At 56.1% G+C, this 19,113-nt stretch carries 15 protein-coding genes; 13 read left to right on the plus strand and 2 right to left on the minus strand.

Annotation, left to right across the window (positions count from 1 at the left end):
- Nucleotides 1-306: 306 nt before the first annotated feature.
- The 4 genes from D2E25_RS05725 (at nt 307) to D2E25_RS05740 (ending at nt 4,905) form a co-directional block, all read left to right on the plus strand.
- Entirely contained in the window at nt 307-1,335 is a 1,029-nt protein-coding gene (locus D2E25_RS05725) for an amidohydrolase family protein (RefSeq protein WP_125980738.1), read from the plus strand.
- Nucleotides 1,336-1,362: 27 nt separating this feature from the next.
- Nucleotides 1,363-2,781, plus strand: coding sequence for an MFS transporter (locus tag D2E25_RS05730; RefSeq protein ID WP_125980740.1), 1,419 nt, complete (start codon nt 1,363-1,365; stop codon nt 2,779-2,781).
- A gap of 98 nt (nt 2,782-2,879) precedes the next feature.
- Nucleotides 2,880-4,145, plus strand: a complete 1,266-nt coding sequence (locus tag D2E25_RS05735) for an alpha/beta hydrolase family protein (RefSeq protein ID WP_125980742.1) — start codon at nt 2,880-2,882, stop codon at nt 4,143-4,145.
- Nucleotide 4,146: 1 nt separating this feature from the next.
- On the plus strand, nt 4,147-4,905 hold the full coding sequence (locus D2E25_RS05740) for an SDR family NAD(P)-dependent oxidoreductase (protein ID WP_125980744.1): 759 nt from the start codon (nt 4,147-4,149) through the stop codon (nt 4,903-4,905).
- 176 nt (nt 4,906-5,081) lie between these two features.
- Here the strand turns inward: D2E25_RS05740 and D2E25_RS05745 are convergent, their stop codons facing one another.
- Nucleotides 5,082-6,506 carry a DUF349 domain-containing protein gene (locus tag D2E25_RS05745; RefSeq protein ID WP_125980746.1) on the minus strand — a complete coding sequence of 475 codons (1,425 nt, stop codon included), beginning with the start codon at nt 6,504-6,506 and terminating at the stop codon, nt 5,082-5,084.
- 85 nt (nt 6,507-6,591) lie between these two features.
- On the opposite strand from D2E25_RS05745, the gene hisS reads away from it, so the two are divergent.
- The 9 genes from hisS (at nt 6,592) to D2E25_RS05790 (ending at nt 18,400) form a co-directional block, all read left to right on the plus strand.
- Nucleotides 6,592-7,995, plus strand: coding sequence for a histidine--tRNA ligase (hisS, locus tag D2E25_RS05750; RefSeq protein ID WP_125980748.1), 1,404 nt, complete (start codon nt 6,592-6,594; stop codon nt 7,993-7,995).
- Nucleotides 7,992-9,791 (plus strand): aspartate--tRNA ligase, encoded by a 1,800-nt coding sequence (aspS, locus tag D2E25_RS05755; RefSeq protein WP_109056832.1) that lies wholly within the window; start codon nt 7,992-7,994, stop codon nt 9,789-9,791. The genes hisS and aspS overlap by 4 nt, the downstream gene beginning before the upstream one ends.
- A 598-nt stretch (nt 9,792-10,389) precedes the next feature.
- Nucleotides 10,390-12,042, plus strand: coding sequence for an ATP-binding cassette domain-containing protein (locus D2E25_RS05760; protein WP_125980750.1), 1,653 nt, complete (start codon nt 10,390-10,392; stop codon nt 12,040-12,042).
- Between the two features lie 129 nt (nt 12,043-12,171).
- Complete coding sequence (locus tag D2E25_RS05765; RefSeq protein ID WP_206430751.1) at nt 12,172-12,948, plus strand: amino acid ABC transporter ATP-binding protein; 777 nt, start codon at nt 12,172-12,174, stop codon at nt 12,946-12,948.
- Between the two features lie 30 nt (nt 12,949-12,978).
- A complete protein-coding gene (locus tag D2E25_RS05770; RefSeq protein ID WP_125980754.1) occupies nt 12,979-13,815 on the plus strand; it encodes a glutamate ABC transporter substrate-binding protein in 837 nt (278 codons plus the stop codon).
- A gap of 1 nt (nt 13,816) precedes the next feature.
- Nucleotides 13,817-14,494: an amino acid ABC transporter permease gene (locus tag D2E25_RS05775; protein ID WP_125980756.1), complete on the plus strand. Its 678-nt coding sequence runs from the start codon at nt 13,817-13,819 to the stop codon at nt 14,492-14,494.
- Between the two features lie 6 nt (nt 14,495-14,500).
- Nucleotides 14,501-15,736: an amino acid ABC transporter permease gene (locus tag D2E25_RS05780; RefSeq protein WP_241217046.1), complete on the plus strand. Its 1,236-nt coding sequence runs from the start codon at nt 14,501-14,503 to the stop codon at nt 15,734-15,736.
- A gap of 228 nt (nt 15,737-15,964) precedes the next feature.
- Nucleotides 15,965-17,602, plus strand: coding sequence for a peptide ABC transporter substrate-binding protein (locus D2E25_RS05785; RefSeq protein ID WP_241217047.1), 1,638 nt, complete (start codon nt 15,965-15,967; stop codon nt 17,600-17,602).
- Between the two features lie 171 nt (nt 17,603-17,773).
- Nucleotides 17,774-18,400 (plus strand): response regulator transcription factor, encoded by a 627-nt coding sequence (locus tag D2E25_RS05790; RefSeq protein WP_125980758.1) that lies wholly within the window; start codon nt 17,774-17,776, stop codon nt 18,398-18,400.
- On the opposite strand, the gene D2E25_RS05795 is transcribed toward D2E25_RS05790, so the two are convergent.
- A complete protein-coding gene (locus D2E25_RS05795) occupies nt 18,397-19,104 on the minus strand; it encodes a hypothetical protein (protein ID WP_125980760.1) in 708 nt (235 codons plus the stop codon). The genes D2E25_RS05790 and D2E25_RS05795 overlap by 4 nt on opposite strands.
- Nucleotides 19,105-19,113 lie beyond the last annotated feature (9 nt).

The raw sequence follows: 19,113 nt of genomic DNA on the forward strand, positions 1-19,113 counted from the left end.
TCAAGGTGCACGCGAATGGCATACACGAGTAGGGGAGCGCGGTCAGATGAATCATTGCAAACTCGTGCGTGGCGGCAATGCCATGCGTGTGTGCCATGAAGTATCGTTCAACGCTTACGCCTATTGTATTTATTCCAATAAGGAATGACTACAAGCGTGTCGCCGATGAATGAAACCAGCATGCAAGCGTACCTTTACGGGTATTGGATCGGTTCGGCCGCACTCGCCGGAGAGTGTGGCAGGGATTCAACAGATGAAACCCCGCGCCTCACGCTCGCGCATACCAACAAAGGAGTTGAGCGACGAATGACCATTGATTCCAATGTGTACTGGCTCCCCGGCGAGCTATTCACCGACAATGACATGCTCGGACATTTCTTACGCTGCGTACCGCAAACCTACGGCACACGCGCATTGACGAAGCACACTGATGATGGGCTCGCAATCGTCATAGAAAAGCCCAACGGCATGCACAATTTCGATTACTTCGAACACGATTACGACCTCGACCGTCAGCTTGCCGACATGGATGAGGCTGGCATCGACGTAGCCGTGCTCAAACTGCCAGGCGTTCAAGAATGGCTAGACCTCGACTTGTGCCGCCAATTCAATACCCTCGCTGCCGCCCGCCAAGAGGCTGCAAACGGACGTCAAGTGGCGCTCGCTGTCGTGCCTCCCATCGCTGACGATGCGGTCGTAGCCGAGTTGAAACGCTGCCGTGACGAACTTCATCTGCACGGTGTACAGCTGTCGGCACATTATGGCGAACACTATTTAGACGACGCAATGTATCGCCCACTGTTGCGCGCAATCGCCGACCTTGACATGACCGCGTACGTGCATCAGACACCATTGCCAGTCGATTGGCATTCGCTCACCGATTACAACAACGTGCGCCGCAGCCTCGGCCGCTGCATTGATCAACTCACTGCGGTAAGCCGCGAGATCTTCAGCGATTTGTTCGATGAGCTACCGACGTTGCGCATGGTACATTCCATGCTCGGCGGCGCATTCTTCGCCTACCGTACGATGCTATTCCCCACCGACTCAGGCGGAGGCCGCTTCAGCGTTGATAATGGTGGTCCGGCTGCACATTTGCGCAACAACATCTTCTTCGAAATGTCCCACGCCCAGCCATGGGGCACAGACGCGCTCGAATTAGCAGTAACGATGCTTGGCGCTGACCGTATCATCTACGGTTCCTCCTACCCAGTGAAGAAGATTTGGCTCACCGGCGGTCCAAGCACCGTCCGCGACCTTACTATCAACGACACTGACCGCAATCGCATACTTTCCGACAATGCTGCCCACCTCTACGACATTGACATTCGATAACATCATCAGGGACAAGGAAAGGATTCAATGATGAATCGCACCGAAACTGAACCACAAATCATTACAGGAAAAATCCCAGTAGTCTCCAAACTAGCCTACGGTCTAGGCGATGCGTCAACCACACTGCTACGCATCGTGATCATGACCTACCTCACGTTCTTCTATACGGATGTAGCCAAACTTGACCCGCTCGCCGTCGGCACAATGATGCTGGTCACGCAGATCGTCAACCTTGTCTCCGCGCCGGTTATTGGCGTGCTCGTCGATCGCACACACACCAAGCGCGGCCAATCCCGCCCATGGTTCCTCGGCGTAGCGGTACCACTCGGTATCTTCGGCGCACTATGCTTCTGCACGCCAAATCTAAGCCCTGCATGGCGACTCGCCTTCGCCTACCTGACGTACAACGGCTACAACATTGCCAACAACGCACTGCACATTCCGCTCGGCTCCATCCTGCCGAACATGAGCACTGATCCGAACGAGCGCCTGTCCGCCAACTCGTGGCGCATGAACCTCGGCCAGTGCGCTGGCGCGCTCTCCGCACTCATCACCGTCCCGCTGGTTACTTGGATTGGCCAGGGTAATGAGCCTCGCGGCTACTTCGGCACCGCCTGCCTGTACGGCGCATTCGCTGTCGCGTGCACGCTGTTCTGCTACTTCGCTATCCACGAGAACGTTATGCCTGAAGATCAGGCTAAGGCTGAAGGCAAGACTCAGCGTCAAAAGGGCAGCCTCAAGCATGATCTCGCCGGCCTCAAATACAACCTGCCGCTCTACCTGCTGCTGATCGTCGATTTCATGAACGCCATGTTCACCACTATCAGCAACTCCGGCCTCATGTACTACCTCAAGTACCAGGTGCACAACGTGGCGCTCATGCCAACCGTCTCCGTGCTGTCCTACCTCGCCATCATTGTGATCGCCGCCGTGCCAACGCTTAACAAGCGTTTCACCAAGCGCGTCCTGTTCATCTTCGGCTTGCTGTCGATCATCATCGGTCGTGTAGTCATGATCGCGTTCCCGAGCAGCGTTATCGCCCTGTACATTGGCATGATCATCACTGGTCTCGCACTCGGTTTCGGCACTGCACTGGTGTACACGATGGTCGCCGACTGCATCGACTACGGCGAATACCGCACCGGCGCTCGCAGCTCCGGCCTAACCTACTCGCTGAGCTCCATGCTAGAAGGTATCGCTACCGGTGTAGGTGCAGCTCTCGTCGGGTACGTGCTCAAGTGGGGTGGCTATGATGCGAACCTTACTGATCAGAGCTCGTCTGCCATGACCGCTATTCACGCAGTGTTCCTGTATATTCCGATCGCCTGCTGCGCGGTTTCGCTGATCGCACTGTGCTTCTACAAGCTTGATCACAAGCTGCCGGAAGTCAACAAGGTGCTTGCTGAGCGTCACGCCGATCAGAGCGCTGCGATCGCTGCTGAATGACGGATTCGCATATCGTCAACGCACGATGACCATACTGCCGGAGCGGAGTATCTACGATGTTCTTCGCTCCGGCACCGGTGAAAGGACAATGACCACAAATGACTAACAATGTTGTGACTATTGGTAACGAATATATTCCGCTCACACCTTTCCAAGGTGTTGTTGTTTATCGCCCAGTGGACGAGCATGCTCGCATTGGCGTGACCATTATGCTCATGCACTCCGATGACGTGTACCACGGTTTTGTGCCAGCCCCTGAACTCGCTCAACGCGGATTTACAGTAGTGACCTCTACCATTCAGCATGCCGCTGAAACATTGGATGAGAAGATCACGGATCTTGCACGTGCAGTGGATTGGGCTAAGCAGCACATGCCGAACAATCGGCTGATATTACTCGGTCATTCCGGTGGTGCGACGTTGATGAGTGCCTACCAAGCTATCGCTGAACGCGGAGAGCAAGTATTCCAAGACGAGCATCGCATTATCAAGCTCAGTCATATCGGCCCGCTCACCCCAGCGGACGGCATTATGCTGCTTGACTCAAACTTTGGCAACGGCGTCATGTCACTATTGAGTTTGGAGCCGGGGCTCGCTGATCCTGACGATGCGCGCACGCTGAAAGCCGATTACGATCTGTTTGCTGAAACGAACGGGTGGGTGAATGAGACTGAAGGCGCGCATTACTCGCCTGAATTTGTCGCTCGCTATGTTGCCGCACAAGCCGCACGCAATGATCAGCTGATCGACTACGCACTGTCCCGTCTGCGTTTAATCGAAGCTGGCGAAGGACGATTCGAAGACGATGAGCCAATGACCATTCTCGGCGGCAACCAGTTTGCGCCCTGTAACCGACTCTTCCCGCAAGATCTCGCGTATTTGAGCCATACCGAACATGAATGGCCCATCATTCACGCAGATGGCACGATCAGCGAGGAAATTGTTGCCTCAAAGCGTCGGCCGCGCTATTCGCCAGCACCAACACGTATCAACGGACTATCGACTAAGCAGACGACTGTGCGTAGCTTCTTAACGAATTTCGCCGTACGTACTCATGGGTTTAATTATGATGCTTCGCGCGTCAACGGTATTGACTGGGATAGCGCTTACTGCAATACGCCCGGCAATGTTCAACATATTGCTGTACCAGCGCTCATTATGGGCAATACTGGTAGCTACGAATTCATGGCTGCAGAACAGATTTACGCGAATATTGCCAGCACGGATAAGACGCTGACTTTTGTGGAAGGCGCTTCGCATAACTTCACGCCTGAAACCTCAGCGGAAGAATACCCCGGACAGTTCGGTGACACGGTGACGCACTGCTTCGACTTTGTTGCACACTGGCTGAAGGAAAGGTTCTAGTATGACCGCACACGACGAAGCCACATGTGACGCGGAGCGTGACATGGAGCGCGACATGGAACCAGTGCCGCATTGGCGACTACTCAACGGCACAACAATCGTCATGTCTGGTGCCACCAAAGGCCCCGGCGCACAAGTCGCACTAGCCTTAGCAGAACGAGGCGCAAATATCTGCCTGCTGACCCACAATCCGCAGGACGCAGCAGCACTGGTAACCCGCATCGACGCAGTAGGCGGTCATGGATACGCTCTGCCGTGCATGGTTGACGATGACAATGCGTTGAACGCTGCCTTGGATAAAACGCAACAGCATTTTGGAACAGGAATCAACGCGCTATTCACCAACATGGGCCTCATGCCCGCTTTCCACGAGTATCCGCGAGCGCGAATGAGCGAACTCAGTGGTGATCAGTGGAGTGCCTACATGAACGGTACTGCGCGCGGTGTATTCGTTAGCACAGCGCTCGCCATGCGACGCATGGTCAAACAACCGCACGGTGGTGTCATCATCAACACGGCACTGTACGGCCTGCAAGCCAAGCCTGATTTGGCGTTGTATGCCGCGTCGCGAGGCGCGATTCGCGCACTCGTGGATACAGTCAATGCTGAATGTAAGGCAGACAATGTGCCAGTGAGTGCACACTTGCTGGTATGCGAGCAGGATATTGAAACCTGTACGAACGTGCTCGCCGCGTGGGTTGTGCGTTTATGTGAGGATGAGCAGCATCACTACGATGGTGTGATCACCATCAGTGCGTAGTGCTATCGGCGCGCACTGTAATGGCGAATGGCCGTGCGATCAAGCATATGGTTTGATCGCACGGCCATTATGCAATTGCACTATCAATTGGAGCAGTAACAATACAGCCGGTTACGGTATTCATATCATCGAATACCATAACCGGCTGTATTGTGATTACAGGCTTAGCCTAACGCTTACTTAATCGCGTTCAGCCACTGCTCCTTCGTAGCCTTCTCAGCCTCGAGCTTCGCCTTCTTCTTCGGGTCAGACTCGGCGGCGATCTGCGCGTCAAGCTCAGCAAGCTGAGCGTTCAGCTGCTCTTCGAAGCTGGACTTACGAGCGTCAGCCTCCGGATCAGACTTCTTCCAAGCAGCATCCTCAACAGCCTTAATCTGCTTATCAACAGCATCAAGACGGCCCTCAATGCGGCGCATGTCGTCACGCGGCACGTAACCGATCTGATCCCACTCTTCCTGAATCGCAGCAAGAGCCTGACGAGCCTTCTTAGCAGCAGCCTCATCTGCCACCGGCACCAGAGCCTCAGCCTTCACCAGCAGCTCTTCCTTCTTCGCCAGATTCTCCTTCTCAGAAGAAGAAATCTGATCACGATCAGCCTGACGAGCGTTAAAGAACGTGTCAGCAGCCTCACGGAACTTCGCCCACAGAGCGTCATCCTCGTTGTGACCAGCACGGCCAGCCTTCTTCCAACGATCCATCAGCTCGTTGAACTTGTGCGAAGTCTCGCCCCAAGCAGTCGAATCCTTCAGCTCATTTGCTTCAGCAATAATCGCTTCCTTAGCGGCCTTAGCAGCATTACGCTCATTGTCACGAGCCTGCGCCCACTTACGACGAGCCTGGTTGAACGTCGTGCGAGCAGCAGAGAAACGCTTCCACAGAGCATCAGCCTGCGCCTTATCAATACGCACAGTCGTACGCTGATGCTGCTGCCACTGGTCAAACAGCGAACGGAACTTATCGGCAGTGGAACGCCAATTCGTCTGGTCGCCCAGCGAAGCAGCAAGCTCCTCAGCCTTCTCCACAATCTTCGTGCGCTCTTCCACAGCCTTCGCTACCGCAGCCTTACGAGCCTCGGCAAGCTCAGTCTTACGAGCCTCAGCAGCAGCCTTCAGCTCAGCCAGCTGAGTCCTCAAAGCAACAAGATCACCCACAGCAGCCGGCTGTTCAGTCTCCTGCTCAAGCGTCTTAATCGTCTCGTCAATCTCATGCGTCTTCACCGTCGGCGTGCTCAAACGCGCAGCCAACAGATCCAGCTTCGCCTTGAGATCAAGGTAACGGCGAGCATACAGCGACAGCGCCTCTTCCTGAGAAGCGTCGGGGAACTGGCCCACCTCACGCTCAGCATCGCCGTCCTTAACATACACGGTGCCGTTATCGTCCACACGGCCGAAAGCTTCAGCAGCCTTCACATCCGCGTCAGAGTAGCCGTTTGCGGCAGGTGCAGCCGGAGCAGCATGCTTCGTGCCCTTCTTCGCAAAAGCAGCAGGCGAAGGTGCATGCGGCTTAGGCACCGGGGCCGGTTTCGGGGCTGCGGCAGGCGTCGCTGCCTGCGGGGTAGGTACGGTGGTGTTCTCGGATGTGGTGGCAGTCTCGTCAGCCATGGCCAGCTCCTTATAAGCTTGAAGGTAGTCGTCGGAAGCAAAAAACCCGCAGAGTTTTCCGCAACCTCCCTTATTATAGGGAACCGTGGCTAAAGGCGCATCTATTTCAGGATTTCCAGAGTGGCTCCCCTCTGAACGTGTTGTGGAGCAGCGTGTCATTGACACGCTACGTAGGGTTTTCGAGCTCAATGGCTTTCTCGGTATCGAGACACGCGCGGTGGAACAGGGCTCTAGTCTGCTGAAGAAAGGTGAGACCAGCAAGGAAATTTACTTGCTGTCTCGTTTGCAGGAAGTCGGGCATGAATCCGACACTCCGATCGAAGATCGACTCGGCTTGCATTTCGATCTCACCGTGCCGCTGAGCCGGTACGTGGTCGAGCATTCTGGTGATCTTGCGTTCCCATTCAAGCGTTGGCAGATTCAAAAAGTTTGGCGTGGTGAACGCCCGCAGGAAGGTCGTTTCCGCGAGTTCGTGCAGGCTGATATTGACGTTATCGGTCAAGGTGACCTGCCTGACCACTATGAGGTTGAACTGCCGCTGGTGATGGTCTCCGCGTTGGAGCGTTTGCGCGAGTTCGGCCTGCCGAAGGCAACTGTGCACGCCAATAACCGCAAACTGTCCGAAGGCTTCTACCGCGGACTTGGCCTGACTGATATCGAAGGCGTGCTGCGCGAGATCGACAAGCTTGACAAGATCGGCGCAGACGAAGTTGCCAAACTGCTCGTCGAAGGTTGCGGTGCTAACGAAGCACAAGCGTGCGCATGCCTCGAACTCGCCGAGCTGACCGCCGCCGACGGTGCCGAACTTGCCGACAAGTTCGACGCATTGTGCGCGGCGCACAACATTGCAACCGATTCAGACGCGTACGTGCTCGCCCGCCAAGGACTCGACACGCTCGCAATGATCGTCGACGAAGCAGCCCGCATTCGCCCAGGTTCAGTCATCGCCGACTTGAAGATCGCTCGCGGACTGGATTACTACACCGGTTCCGTTTATGAGACGTTCCTCGATGGTGCCGCATCGCTTGGTTCGATCTGCTCTGGCGGTCGTTACGACAATCTCGCCTCGCAAGGTAACCGCAAGTACCCGGGCGTGGGCCTGTCCATCGGCTTGTCGCGACTCGTGTCGTACATGCTGCACACTGCAGGCGCACACGCCAGCCGCGTCTCGCCGGCCGCCGTACTCGTCGCCGTATGGAACGAAGACGATCGCAGCCGTGCTAACCATATTGCGAACACGCTGCGCGATCGCGGTATCGCCGCCGACGTAGCCCCCACCGCCGCTAAGCTCGGCAAGCAGATCAAATACGCTGACAAGCTTGGCATCCCATACGTGTGGTTCCCATCCGACGCATCCGATGAGAACGCTCACGACGAAGTTAAGAACATTGTCACCGGTGAACAGATCGCAGCAGATGCGCAGTCGTGGGAGCCGGATAGTGTGTACGCCCAGCAGCAAGTCGAAATCAAAGGAGTAGAGGAAGCATGAGCCAGACGGCTTACAGAACACATCATGCGACCGACGTGACTGAAGCACTCGTCGGCCAGAAGGTGACGCTCGCAGGTTGGGTTGACCGTCGTCGTGACCACGGCGGTGTGGCCTTCATTGATCTTCGTGACAACACCGGCCTCGTGCAGGTCGTGATTTACGACGAAGACATGGCCCGCCCGCTGCGCTCCGAATTCGTAATCCAGGTAACCGGCGAAGTGCGCCTGCGCCCGGACGGCAACGAGAACACGCATCTGGCTACCGGCAAGATCGAAGTCGTGGCTGAGACCATCGAGATCCTCGCCAAGTCCGATGCTCTGCCGTTCCAGGTTTCCACCGCGCTCGAAAACGAGTCCGAGAATAAGCTGCCCGGCGAAGACGTGCGTTTGAAGTACCGTTACCTCGACCTGCGCCGCCCGTCCATGCAGCACAACTTGAAGCTGCGCTCCGACATGGCCAAGGCCGCTCGCCACGCGCTCGAAGAAATGGACTTCACCGAGGTTGAAACCCCGACGTTCATCAAGTCCACGCCAGAAGGCGCTCGCGACTTCCTCGTGCCGGCTCGCCTCGTGCCAGGCTCCTGGTACGCACTGCCACAGTCCCCGCAGCTGCTTAAGCAGCTGCTCATGGTCTCCGGCGTTGAGCGCTACTACCAGCTTGCCCGCTGCTACCGTGATGAAGACTTCCGCGCTGACCGCCAGCCTGAGTTCACCCAGCTCGACATGGAAATGAGCTTCGTCGACCAGGAAGACGTGATGGCCATGGCCGAAAAGGTCATCGCCGCCATCTGGAAGACCGCCGGTTATGAAGTCCAGCTGCCACTGCCGCGCATCACCTGGCAGGAAGCCATGGACAAGTACGGTTCCGACAAGCCGGACCTGCGTTTCGGCAACCCGCTCGTCGAACTCACCGAATACTTCAAGAACACGCCGTTCCGCGTGTTCCAGGCGCCATACGTGGGTGCTGTCGTGTTCAAGGGCGGTGCCGCCACTCCGCGTCGTCAGTTCGACGCATGGCAGGAATGGGCCAAGCAGCGCGGCGCTAAGGGCCTCGCATACGTCGTCTTCGCTGAAGACGGCGAACTCAAGGGCCCCGTCGCCAAGAACCTCTCCGATGAAGAACGCAACGGCCTGCGCGAAGCCGTGGGTGCCGAGCCGGGCGATGCCGTATTCTTTGCAGCTGGCTCCCGCGAATCCTCCCAGCTGCTGCTGGGTGCCGTGCGTGTCGAACTCGCACGCCGCGAAGGCCTGCTCGACCCGAAGAAGTTCGCCTTCACCTGGGTTGTCGACTTCCCGCTCTTCAAGCCCACCGACGATCCAGACGACGACGATGTTGCAGTCGGCCACTCCAAGTGGACCTCCATGCACCACCCCTTCACCATGCCATCCAAGGACTGGATCGACAAGTTTGACCAGGATCCCGAACACGCCATGTCCGACTCCTACGACATCGTCTGCAACGGTGAAGAAATGGGCGGCGGTTCCGTCCGTATCCACCGCGACGACATCCAGGATCGCGTCCTCAACGTCCTCGGCATCTCCCCAGAAGAAGCCCAAGAAAAGTTCGGCTTCCTCCTCGAAGCCTTCAAGTACGGCGCTCCGCCACACGCTGGCATCGCCCTCGGCTGGGATCGTACCGTGTCCATCCTCGCCGGTGCCGACACCATCCGCGACGTCATCGCCTTCCCCAAGGCCGGTGGCGGCCGCGACCCGCTGACCGGCGCCCCCGCCCCGATCACAGACGAACAGAGGGCAGAGACGGGCGTCGACTACGACCCCGACGAAGACGAAAATTAAATAATGGAGCGTATATCGCCTTTCTTCAGCGCTCGGCGTACCTTCGTACGCCTTCGGCTTCAGACGGCGATCTCCGCACGCATTATTTAATTTTCTACGAAAACTGATCTGCAGAACGTATAGATGGGCTCGCATGGCTTCGGCCGTGTGGGCCCATCGTCGTTTTGGGACTCGCTATGCAAGTAAGATGCAGCATCACACGTAGAGCGCAGCCACAGAACTCGGCCCCCTCGGCTGAGGGGGCTCCCGGCGCAGCCGGGTGGGGGAGCGTCACCGCAATCGGCGCGACCACGCGTTCTACGCTCCAGAGCGCCAAGACATGAAAATCAACATAGGGTAAAGCGTCTTGGCGTGGATTTATGCTGAAACGGCATTGTTGGAGGGTTTCCCATATGCCAAGAGGCCCGGTGAAAGGAATCGATTAGCGTTGCGCCTGTAATGGATGACGGTTATATAGCGGAACCCACGCGTTGAAGCGTGCCGCCGCGTGTCATCCATCAATGAGCATCCATCGCAATGCCATTGTCACCATCATCGGTTCCTAATCGTCATCACAACATCACATAGCTGGTACGCCTATACAGACAAGGCGCAACTTATGCAACCAACAACGCTCACCATCAACAACATCACCTTCACCTACCCGAACACGCCGGAACCACTCTTTGAAAACATCGACGCTACATTTCCAACAGGCTGGACCGCCATCCTCGGCGATAACGGCATCGGCAAAACCACGCTGACGGCAATCATACGCGGCTCATGGAAACCCGATACGGGAACCATCGCACCCAACCCGCATCGAATGATCATCGGACATTGCCCTCAAGACACGACCATCGCACCAGCAAACCTCGAGGATTTCACCGCCGACTGGACCCCCGAAGCAATCGCCATCCGAAACGACCTGAAACTGTGCGACGACTGGCCATACCGGTATAGCACGCTCTCCGGCGGAGAACGCAAACGCTTGCAGATCGCCTGCGCGCTGGCATCACGCCCCGACGTACTCATCCTCGACGAGCCGACGAACCACGTCGACGCCCAAACGCGTATGCATATCATCGCCGCAATGCGCCGACACCACGGCATCGGCATCGTGATCTCACACGATACGGCGCTCATCGACGCGACCTGCAGCCGGTGCATCATCCTCACACGCCGGCATATAGGGTCGCGCAACGTGACCGTCGCTGAAACATACCCGGGCGGGTACACGCAGACGGCTGCTGCAATGGCCATGCGCAACACAGCCGACGAATCCGCATTAGACGCGGCACGACGTGAGACAAAACGACTGGAAATAGTCAAAACACAACGATACGCGACCGTGCAACGACTCGATTCCGCACGCCAGAGCGGCCGGCATATCAACCCCAAAGACCACGACGCGCGTGCCGCACTCAAATACGGTCGCCCCACAATCGGTGCCGCCTCGACACGGCAATACACGCAGCTTGACGGAAGACTCGCCGCAGCCCGACGGCACGCGGAAGGCCTAACAACCGCAGCCAAACGCTACGACGGTAACATCTGGCTCGACATCGAACCAAGCCACCGACGTGAAATCCTCAGACTAGAAACAGGACGCATCACCTTTGACAATCCAACTGACCAACCAACTCACAACCCAACATCTACAACGCATAAAACCAGCCGCAATGTAACAGCAGCGGACACTTCAGCATACTGCCAAGCCACGTATGCGAACAATCACATACGGCTAATGCCGCCTGACATTGCCAACGCGGAACAATCTGTTTTGATAGGCCTCATGTTCCCAACAATCTCAATCGGCCCACGTGATCATATTGCGATCACCGGGCCGAATGGCACCGGCAAGTCGACACTACTGCGAGCAATGCTCGAATGCGCTACCGACGTGCCGCGATTAGTCATTGCACAGAATACAACCGATGATGATGCAGTTCGCGCAGTGCAACAACTACACGCTCTGCCATCCGGTACGCGATCGCAAGTACTTGGAGCATACGCGCAGCTCAACGCCGACCCGGACCGTCTGCTTGCAGGCGGCCGCCCCTCGCCAGGTGAACTGCGCAAATTATTGCTGTGCCTAGCATTGCCAGAACGCCCGCAGTTGATCATCATGGACGAGCCAACAAACCATCTCGACTTATCTTCCAAGAAGACACTAGCTCGTCTGTTGGCTCAATATCCAGGTGCACTCATCGTTGTCTCCCACGATGACTGGTTCCTAGACCTCGCCGGATTAAGCACGAACCATCAATAAACCAGTCGCCGCCCGAGATTATCTCGTATTGCATGACCACATCGTGAACACCGGAATGCTACTAGGTAGCGTTCCGGTAACACGATGCCGTTATACTGACCGACCATGTCAGAGAAACAAGAAGAAACCATGCGCCCAGTGGCGCCCCTTGCCCCGGGTGATGAGCCCGGTCGTCCGCTCGTTGAGCTCACCCACGTCGAAAAGCACTTCGGCGATCTGCACGTCCTCAAAGACATCAACCTCACCGTCAACAAGGGTGAAGTACTCGTTGTTGTTGGCCCGTCTGGCTCTGGTAAGTCAACCATGTGCCGCACAATCAACCGTCTCGAAACCATCGACTCTGGCGATATTCGCATTGATGGCAAGCCGCTGCCGCAGGAAGGCAAAGAACTTGCAAACCTGCGCGCCGAAGTCGGCATGGTATTCCAGTCGTTTAACCTGTTCGCCAACAAAAGCATTCTCGACAACGTCACCTTGGCGCCCATCAAGGTACGCCACATGAACAAAACCGAAGCAGAACACCTCGCGATGGATCTGCTCGCCCGTGTTGGTGTCGATTCCCAGGCGCGCAAAATGCCCTCGCAGCTTTCCGGCGGCCAGCAGCAGCGTGTCGCAATCGCTCGCGCTCTTGCCATGAAGCCAAAAGTCATGCTGTTCGATGAGCCAACCTCCGCACTCGACCCGGAAATGGTCAACGAAGTGCTCGACGTGATGGTTGAGCTTGCACATGAAGGCATGACCATGATCTGCGTCACCCACGAGATGGGATTCGCGCGCAAAGCCGCCGATCGCATCGTATTCATGGCCGACGGTCAGATTCTTGAACAGAACACGCCTGACGAATTCTTCGAGCACCCGAAGACCGATCGTGCCAAGGACTTCCTCTCGAAGATCCTCACCCACTGAACCGTTCATAACGACAGTGAGGCAATACTGATGACATTACGACCAAGTATCAAACGCGCGTTTACGCGCACAGTGGCAGCGCTCGCAGCGCTCGCCTGCACCTTCTCACTCGCTGCTTGCGGCGCAGATGAGGAAGGCAAAATCCGTATCGGTATCAAATTCGACCAGCCAGGCCTCGGTTTTAAAAAGTCTGGCACGTACGTCGGTTTTGATGTGGACGTAGCCAAGTACATCGCTAAGAAGCTCGGCTATTCTGAAGATGAGATCATCTGGAAGGAAGCGCCAAGTAAGCAGCGTGAAGCCATGCTGCAAAACGGTGACGTTGACATGATTCTCGCCACTTATTCGATTACCGATGAGCGCAAGAAAGCAGTCTCGTTTGCCGGCCCATATTTTGTTGCTGGCCAAGACCTGCTGGTACGCAAAGATGATCATTCGATTAAAGGCCCAGAAGATCTGAACGGTAAGCGTTTGTGCTCCGTAACCGGCTCCACCTCGGCGGCGACCGTCAAGGAGAAGTTCGCCTCTGAAGTACAGCTGATGGAACAGCCTGGTTATGCTGAATGCGCAACCGCACTGTTCTCCGGCATTGTTGACGCCGTCACCACCGACGACATTATTCTGGCAGGCTTGGCTTCCGCATCGCGCGGCAAACTGCGCGTAGTCGGTAAGCCGTTCACGCAGGAATACTATGGCGTGGGCATTAAGAAGGGCGATACCAAGTTCGCAGCGCAAATCAACAATGCGATTGTTGACATGATTCAGGATGGCTCATGGCAGCGCGCGATCAGCGACAATACGGCTGGCACGTCATACACGCCGGATGTGCGCTACAACCCGCCGACACCGAACGAGGGGGAGGAGTGAGATGAACGGATTCCTTGAACTCTTCAGCCAATACGACGTATTCGGCGCGTTCCTGGTCAACATTGAGTTGACCTTGTGGTCTGCACTGTTCTCGCTCGTGCTCGGCGTGATTCTTGTGATGATGCGTATTTCGCCGATTTCCTCACTGCGAGGGGTTGCTGGCGCATACGTTGAACTGTTTAAAAACCTGCCGTTGACGATCATCATGGTCTTCATGGTGCTTGGCGCCTACGCGCAGTTGAAACTCAGCTTCTCGGACACGTTCGCGACGAACTTCTTCTGGCTGGCCGTCACCGGCCTGTCACTGTACACGGCCGCATTCGTATGTGAATCATTGCGAAGTGGTATCAACACGGTGCCGCTCGGCCAAGCTGAGGCGGCGCGTGCACTGGGCTTGAGCTTCATGCAGTCGGCTACGCAGATCATTCTGCCGCAGGCATTCCGCGGCTCGGTGGCGCCTCTTGGCAACACGTTGATCGCATTGTTGAAGAACTCAACCGTGGCAGCTGCTGCATCAGTGTCGACAGAAACGTCATCGCTGATGAGCTCGATGATCGAATTCCGCCCGGATGTGATTATTCAAATCTTCCTGATTTTCGCATTCGGATACGTGATTCTGATTATTCCGATCGGCATGCTCACCACGTATTTGTCCAACAAGCTCGCTGTCAGGAGGTGATTTCGGATGGCTGATACTTCAAATTCTGTACTGTTCGACGCACCCGGCCCGAAGGGGCGTCGTACCATCCGCATCGCCAACTGGATTGCTGGCGTGATTTTTGCGATTGTGCTCGTGTTGATTTTGATGCGACTGCACAATCCGCCGCAAGGTGAGAATCAGCTCAGCTGGGAGTTGTGGAAGCCTGCTATCGAACATGAAGCGTGGACGGACTTCTACCTGCCAGGCTTGTGGGCGACGATTCGCGCGACTGTTGTCGCTGTGATTGGCGCTGTCGCATTCGGACTCGTCTTCGGTGTTGGCCGACTGCTGCCGAACGTGGTCATTCGTTCGATTTCTGCGGTGATTGTTGAGTTCTGCCGTGCAGTGCCTGTGCTGCTGCTCATGATTTTCTTCTGGCGTTGGTTCGCGTTTGCTGGCATGCCTAGCCCCTCATACTGGGCGGTTGTGCTCGCCCTCGTGTTGTACAACGGTTCCGTTGTGGCTGAGTTGGTGCGTTCTGGCGTGGGTAATCTGCCGAACGGTCAGCGTGAAGCTGCAGTGGCGTTGGGCTTGACGGAAACACAGTCGTTGATGATGGTTGAAGTGCCGCAGGCCGTGTACGCTATGCTGCCGGCTGCAGTTACGCAGCTGGTGGTGGTGTTGAAGGATACTGCACTCGGCTCGATTATCATGTACACCGATTTGCTGCAGGAGTCTCGTCGACTCGGTTCGATGTACTTCAACATTTTGCAAACGCTGGTTATGGCCGCAGTGATTTACTTCATCGCCTGCTGGCTGTTGTCGCGTTTGGCTGAATGGCTGCCGGAGCGTATGCAGCAGCGTACGGCGGCTCCTGCTGAGCCGGAACCGGTTGCGCCGATCGCTATCATGGACCCCTCGAACGTTAACCAGATCGCAGTGGCGAAGGAAGTTGCTGAACTGCCGCTTGGCGGTACGCCGCGTAAGTATCACGTGCATCATCGTGGTACGAACGCTTCGATTCGTAACTGGCGTCGTACGCGCTACGAGCAGGGTTACGATGAGACGCATCCTGAGTCGCAGATCGACCCGGCTACTGGCGAATTCCCCGCTTTCCGCAAGCCAGGGGAGGGAGCCGGCAAGCCTAAGGCACACAAGCCTAAGTCAGATGAGAACAACAGTGGTCATAGCGACCCAATGCCTGAGCACAATCCAGTGTTCAAACATGGCAATAATGTAGGCAAAGGGCGCCCTGATCTAGGCGGTAAGCCAAAGATCTGACCTTAAGCGCGTTCAAAGCACGTCACGCCTGTTGAGCCCCGATTCGGTGTATGTTCTTCCGAATCGGGGCTCACTGGTATTTAAAGTCCCACTGGCATTTAAGTAAAGAATGTTCACTACGTGAACGCTCACTGCGCATATGCAATTCTACGGTGCTAGATTGGCGGCCAATCCGCGGGGGAGAAGATCCGCGGGAAGCGAGATGAGTTATGGAGAGGAAGACCACTCATGCGCAGTAGGAAAATGATTGCTGCAATGGCAGCAGTGTGCGCGGCAGCAATGGCTTTGTCGGGCTGCGGCAACAGTAATTCAGCAAGCGAAGGCGAAACCGCTGGCAGCAACGTCATCAGCTACGCGTCTATCGAACCGAAAAGCAAGCTGATCCCGGGCGACACGAACGAGACGCCAGCATTCGTCGTGCTGCGCGAGGTGTTCTCCGGACTGGTCACCTACAAGCAGGACGGCACCACCGAGAACGAAGTCGCCAAGGAGATCAAGGCCAACGCCGATTCCAGCCAGTACACAATCACCCTCAACAGCGGTTGGAAGTTCACCAACGGTGAGGACGTGACTGCTGAATCCTTCGCGAAGGCATGGAGCTACACCGCTAACGCTTCGAACGGTCAGATTGCATCCTCCTTCTTCTCGTCCATCAAGGGCTATGACGAACTGCAGCAGAAGGGCGTTGACAAGAACGCTCAGCTTTCCGGCCTTGATGTTAAGGACGATCACACGCTCGTGGTAACGCTGAACGCTCCGAACTCCACGTTCCCGACCATGCTCGGCTACACGGCCTACATGCCGCTGCCTGAAGTGTTCTACAAGGATCCGTCCGCGTTCGGTGAGAAGCCGATCGGCGACGGCCCGTACAAGATGGATTCGTGGGATCACAACAAGAGCATCAAGATCTCCCGCAACCCCGACTACAAGGGCCCGCGCAAGGTGAAGAATGACGGCATCGAATTCCGCATCTACACCGATACGAAGGCTGCATACGCTGACGTGCAGGCCGGCAACCTCGACATTATGTCTGGCGTGCCCGCCTCCGCAATGAAAACGTTCATGACCGACAAGCGCATCAAGGGCTATAGTGAGCCCGGCTCCAGCATCATGTTCATCACGATTCCGGAACGCCTTGAGCACTTCGGCCTCAACGAGGAAGGCAACCTGCGCCGTCGCGCAATCTCGCTGGCTATCGACCGCAACACGATCTGCAAGAAGATCTTCAACAACACGCGTACTCCTGCTGTTGACTTCATCGCCCCGTCCATCCCTGGCTACACTGATTCGCTCAAGGGCAAGGACGCGATGGAATACAACGCGAAGGAAGCCAAGAAGCTGTGGGATCAGGCCAACGCCATCTCCCCATGGACTGGCAAGCTGCGCTTGAGCTATGCTGCTGATCTTGCCGGCTACAAGGAGGCCAGCGACGCTATCGTCAACACGTTGAAGAACGATCTGGGCGTGGATGCAGAGACCACCATCATCTCGACCTTCAACGAGCTGGCCGGCATGATGGACGATCGCACCACTGACTCGCCGTACATGATGGGCTGGTCTGCTGATTACCCGGCCGCTGACGATTACCTCGTGCAGCTCTACGATTCTTCCACCGCGGACGGCAAGGGTGCAAACTACGGCGATTACAAGAACCCCGAGTTCGATGCGCTGATGGACAAGGCACTCGCCTCGCCGAGCGCCGATGAGGCGAACAAGTATTACCAGCAGGGTGAGGAGCTCCTCGCTAGGGATCTGCCGAACATCCCGCTGTGGTACATGAACGCGACCGGTGCCACTGTGCCGGGCCTCAAGAACGTGAAGTTCAGCTACGACAACCTGCCGATGCTTGATCAGATCAGCAAGTGATAAGACTGTAGCACTCCACTAGCAACGATATGCCCCGGTTGCCAAGGACTCGTGTCAACGAATCTGCGGCAGCCGGGGCATATTTGGTAATAGCTCGCATTGCCGAAGTAACGGCAAGCATTGCCATTTGACTGTGGCCTGGTGCGCATACCACTGGCCTATAATGTGCGCATGATAACGATAGCCATTGCAGACAACGACCGGTTCGCGCTGGAGATGCTAGCGCGTACGGTTGGGCGCGCACTGCCGGGCTCCCAGCTGCTATGGACGACTACCACTGGTGAACGAGCAGTACACCACTGTCTGTATGAGACTGCACCTGACGTACTGCTACTCGACATGTCGCTTGGCGGGACTCCTGACGGAATAGAAGCTTGCCGGATGATCAGACAGCATGCTGCACGCCCCGCGATTGTGGCTATCACGTCATACTCGCCGGCACACTATCAGCCACTTGCTATTGACGCCGGTGCGCAAGGGCTCATCAGTAAAGCTGCTACGCCAAAAGCACTGGTTGAAGCTATTCGTGTAATTGCTTCAGGCGGGGTGATGCCAGGGTTTATGGATGCGGCAACCGCGCATGATGCATTGGCTGCTACTGAGGCTCGGCTTGCACCGCTTTCTGCGCAAGAACGCGAAGTATTACGCTTGTACGCTGACCGGCTTACCACTCAGGAGATTGCTGAACAGCTTGGTATTAAAGCGTCTACAGTGTTTGTGGTCATGCGGCACGCGAAAGTAAAACTTGGCGTGAACACACGTGCGGAAGCAATTCGAGCATTTCTCGGATTGAACTAATTGCGCTTATCATCAAGCGTGTCAATGACTTGGTACGTGCCAGTCATCGCATGTTGAATGAACCTACGCAATCGATGTAAATCAGCAATCTGCTCAGCTGGCAGGTCTGTGCGTTCCAAATCATGATCGATCAGCATGATCGCATCCGCAAGATCGTTCGTGGTTCGATCATGCAACGCTGCTGCCGCACACTGACGGTCGTGCTGCTGCCGCGAGCGCTCTCGAAGCCGCTGTCGATCGACAGTCCACAGCGAAGTGACACCAAGCGTGACCGCAATCATGCAGTACGCAAACGAAATAATCACCGCGTCGGACACACCAAGGCCAAACAAAAGTTTGCGATCCACCAGTATTGCCAATATCGCCAATGCTGCAGTAATGCCGGCAGCAATACGATTTTGCCGCCAAATAATCATGAGCATAACCGGCACAATCAGCAAATACGAATATGACATGGGGAATGGTGAGACCAGCCCCATGCACACCAATATTGCAATCAGCCAAGCGCCCGCATCTGGAGCTACAACCAGTACAAGAAGCGCCAGCAGTGCTGCTATGGGTATAAGAAAATACGACAGGTGAAACATTGACGGTGCGGGCCAGCGCAATATCATTTCAATGATCACGCACACTGCAACCGCAGCACAGTATGCGGCACGACGACGGCGAATTCGCTGAGTTAATAGAACCGGAACAGTCATCATGCAGCCTGC

It is taken from the genome of Bifidobacterium goeldii, from assembly GCF_003951095.1.
Lineage (GTDB): Bacteria > Actinomycetota > Actinomycetes > Actinomycetales > Bifidobacteriaceae > Bifidobacterium > Bifidobacterium goeldii.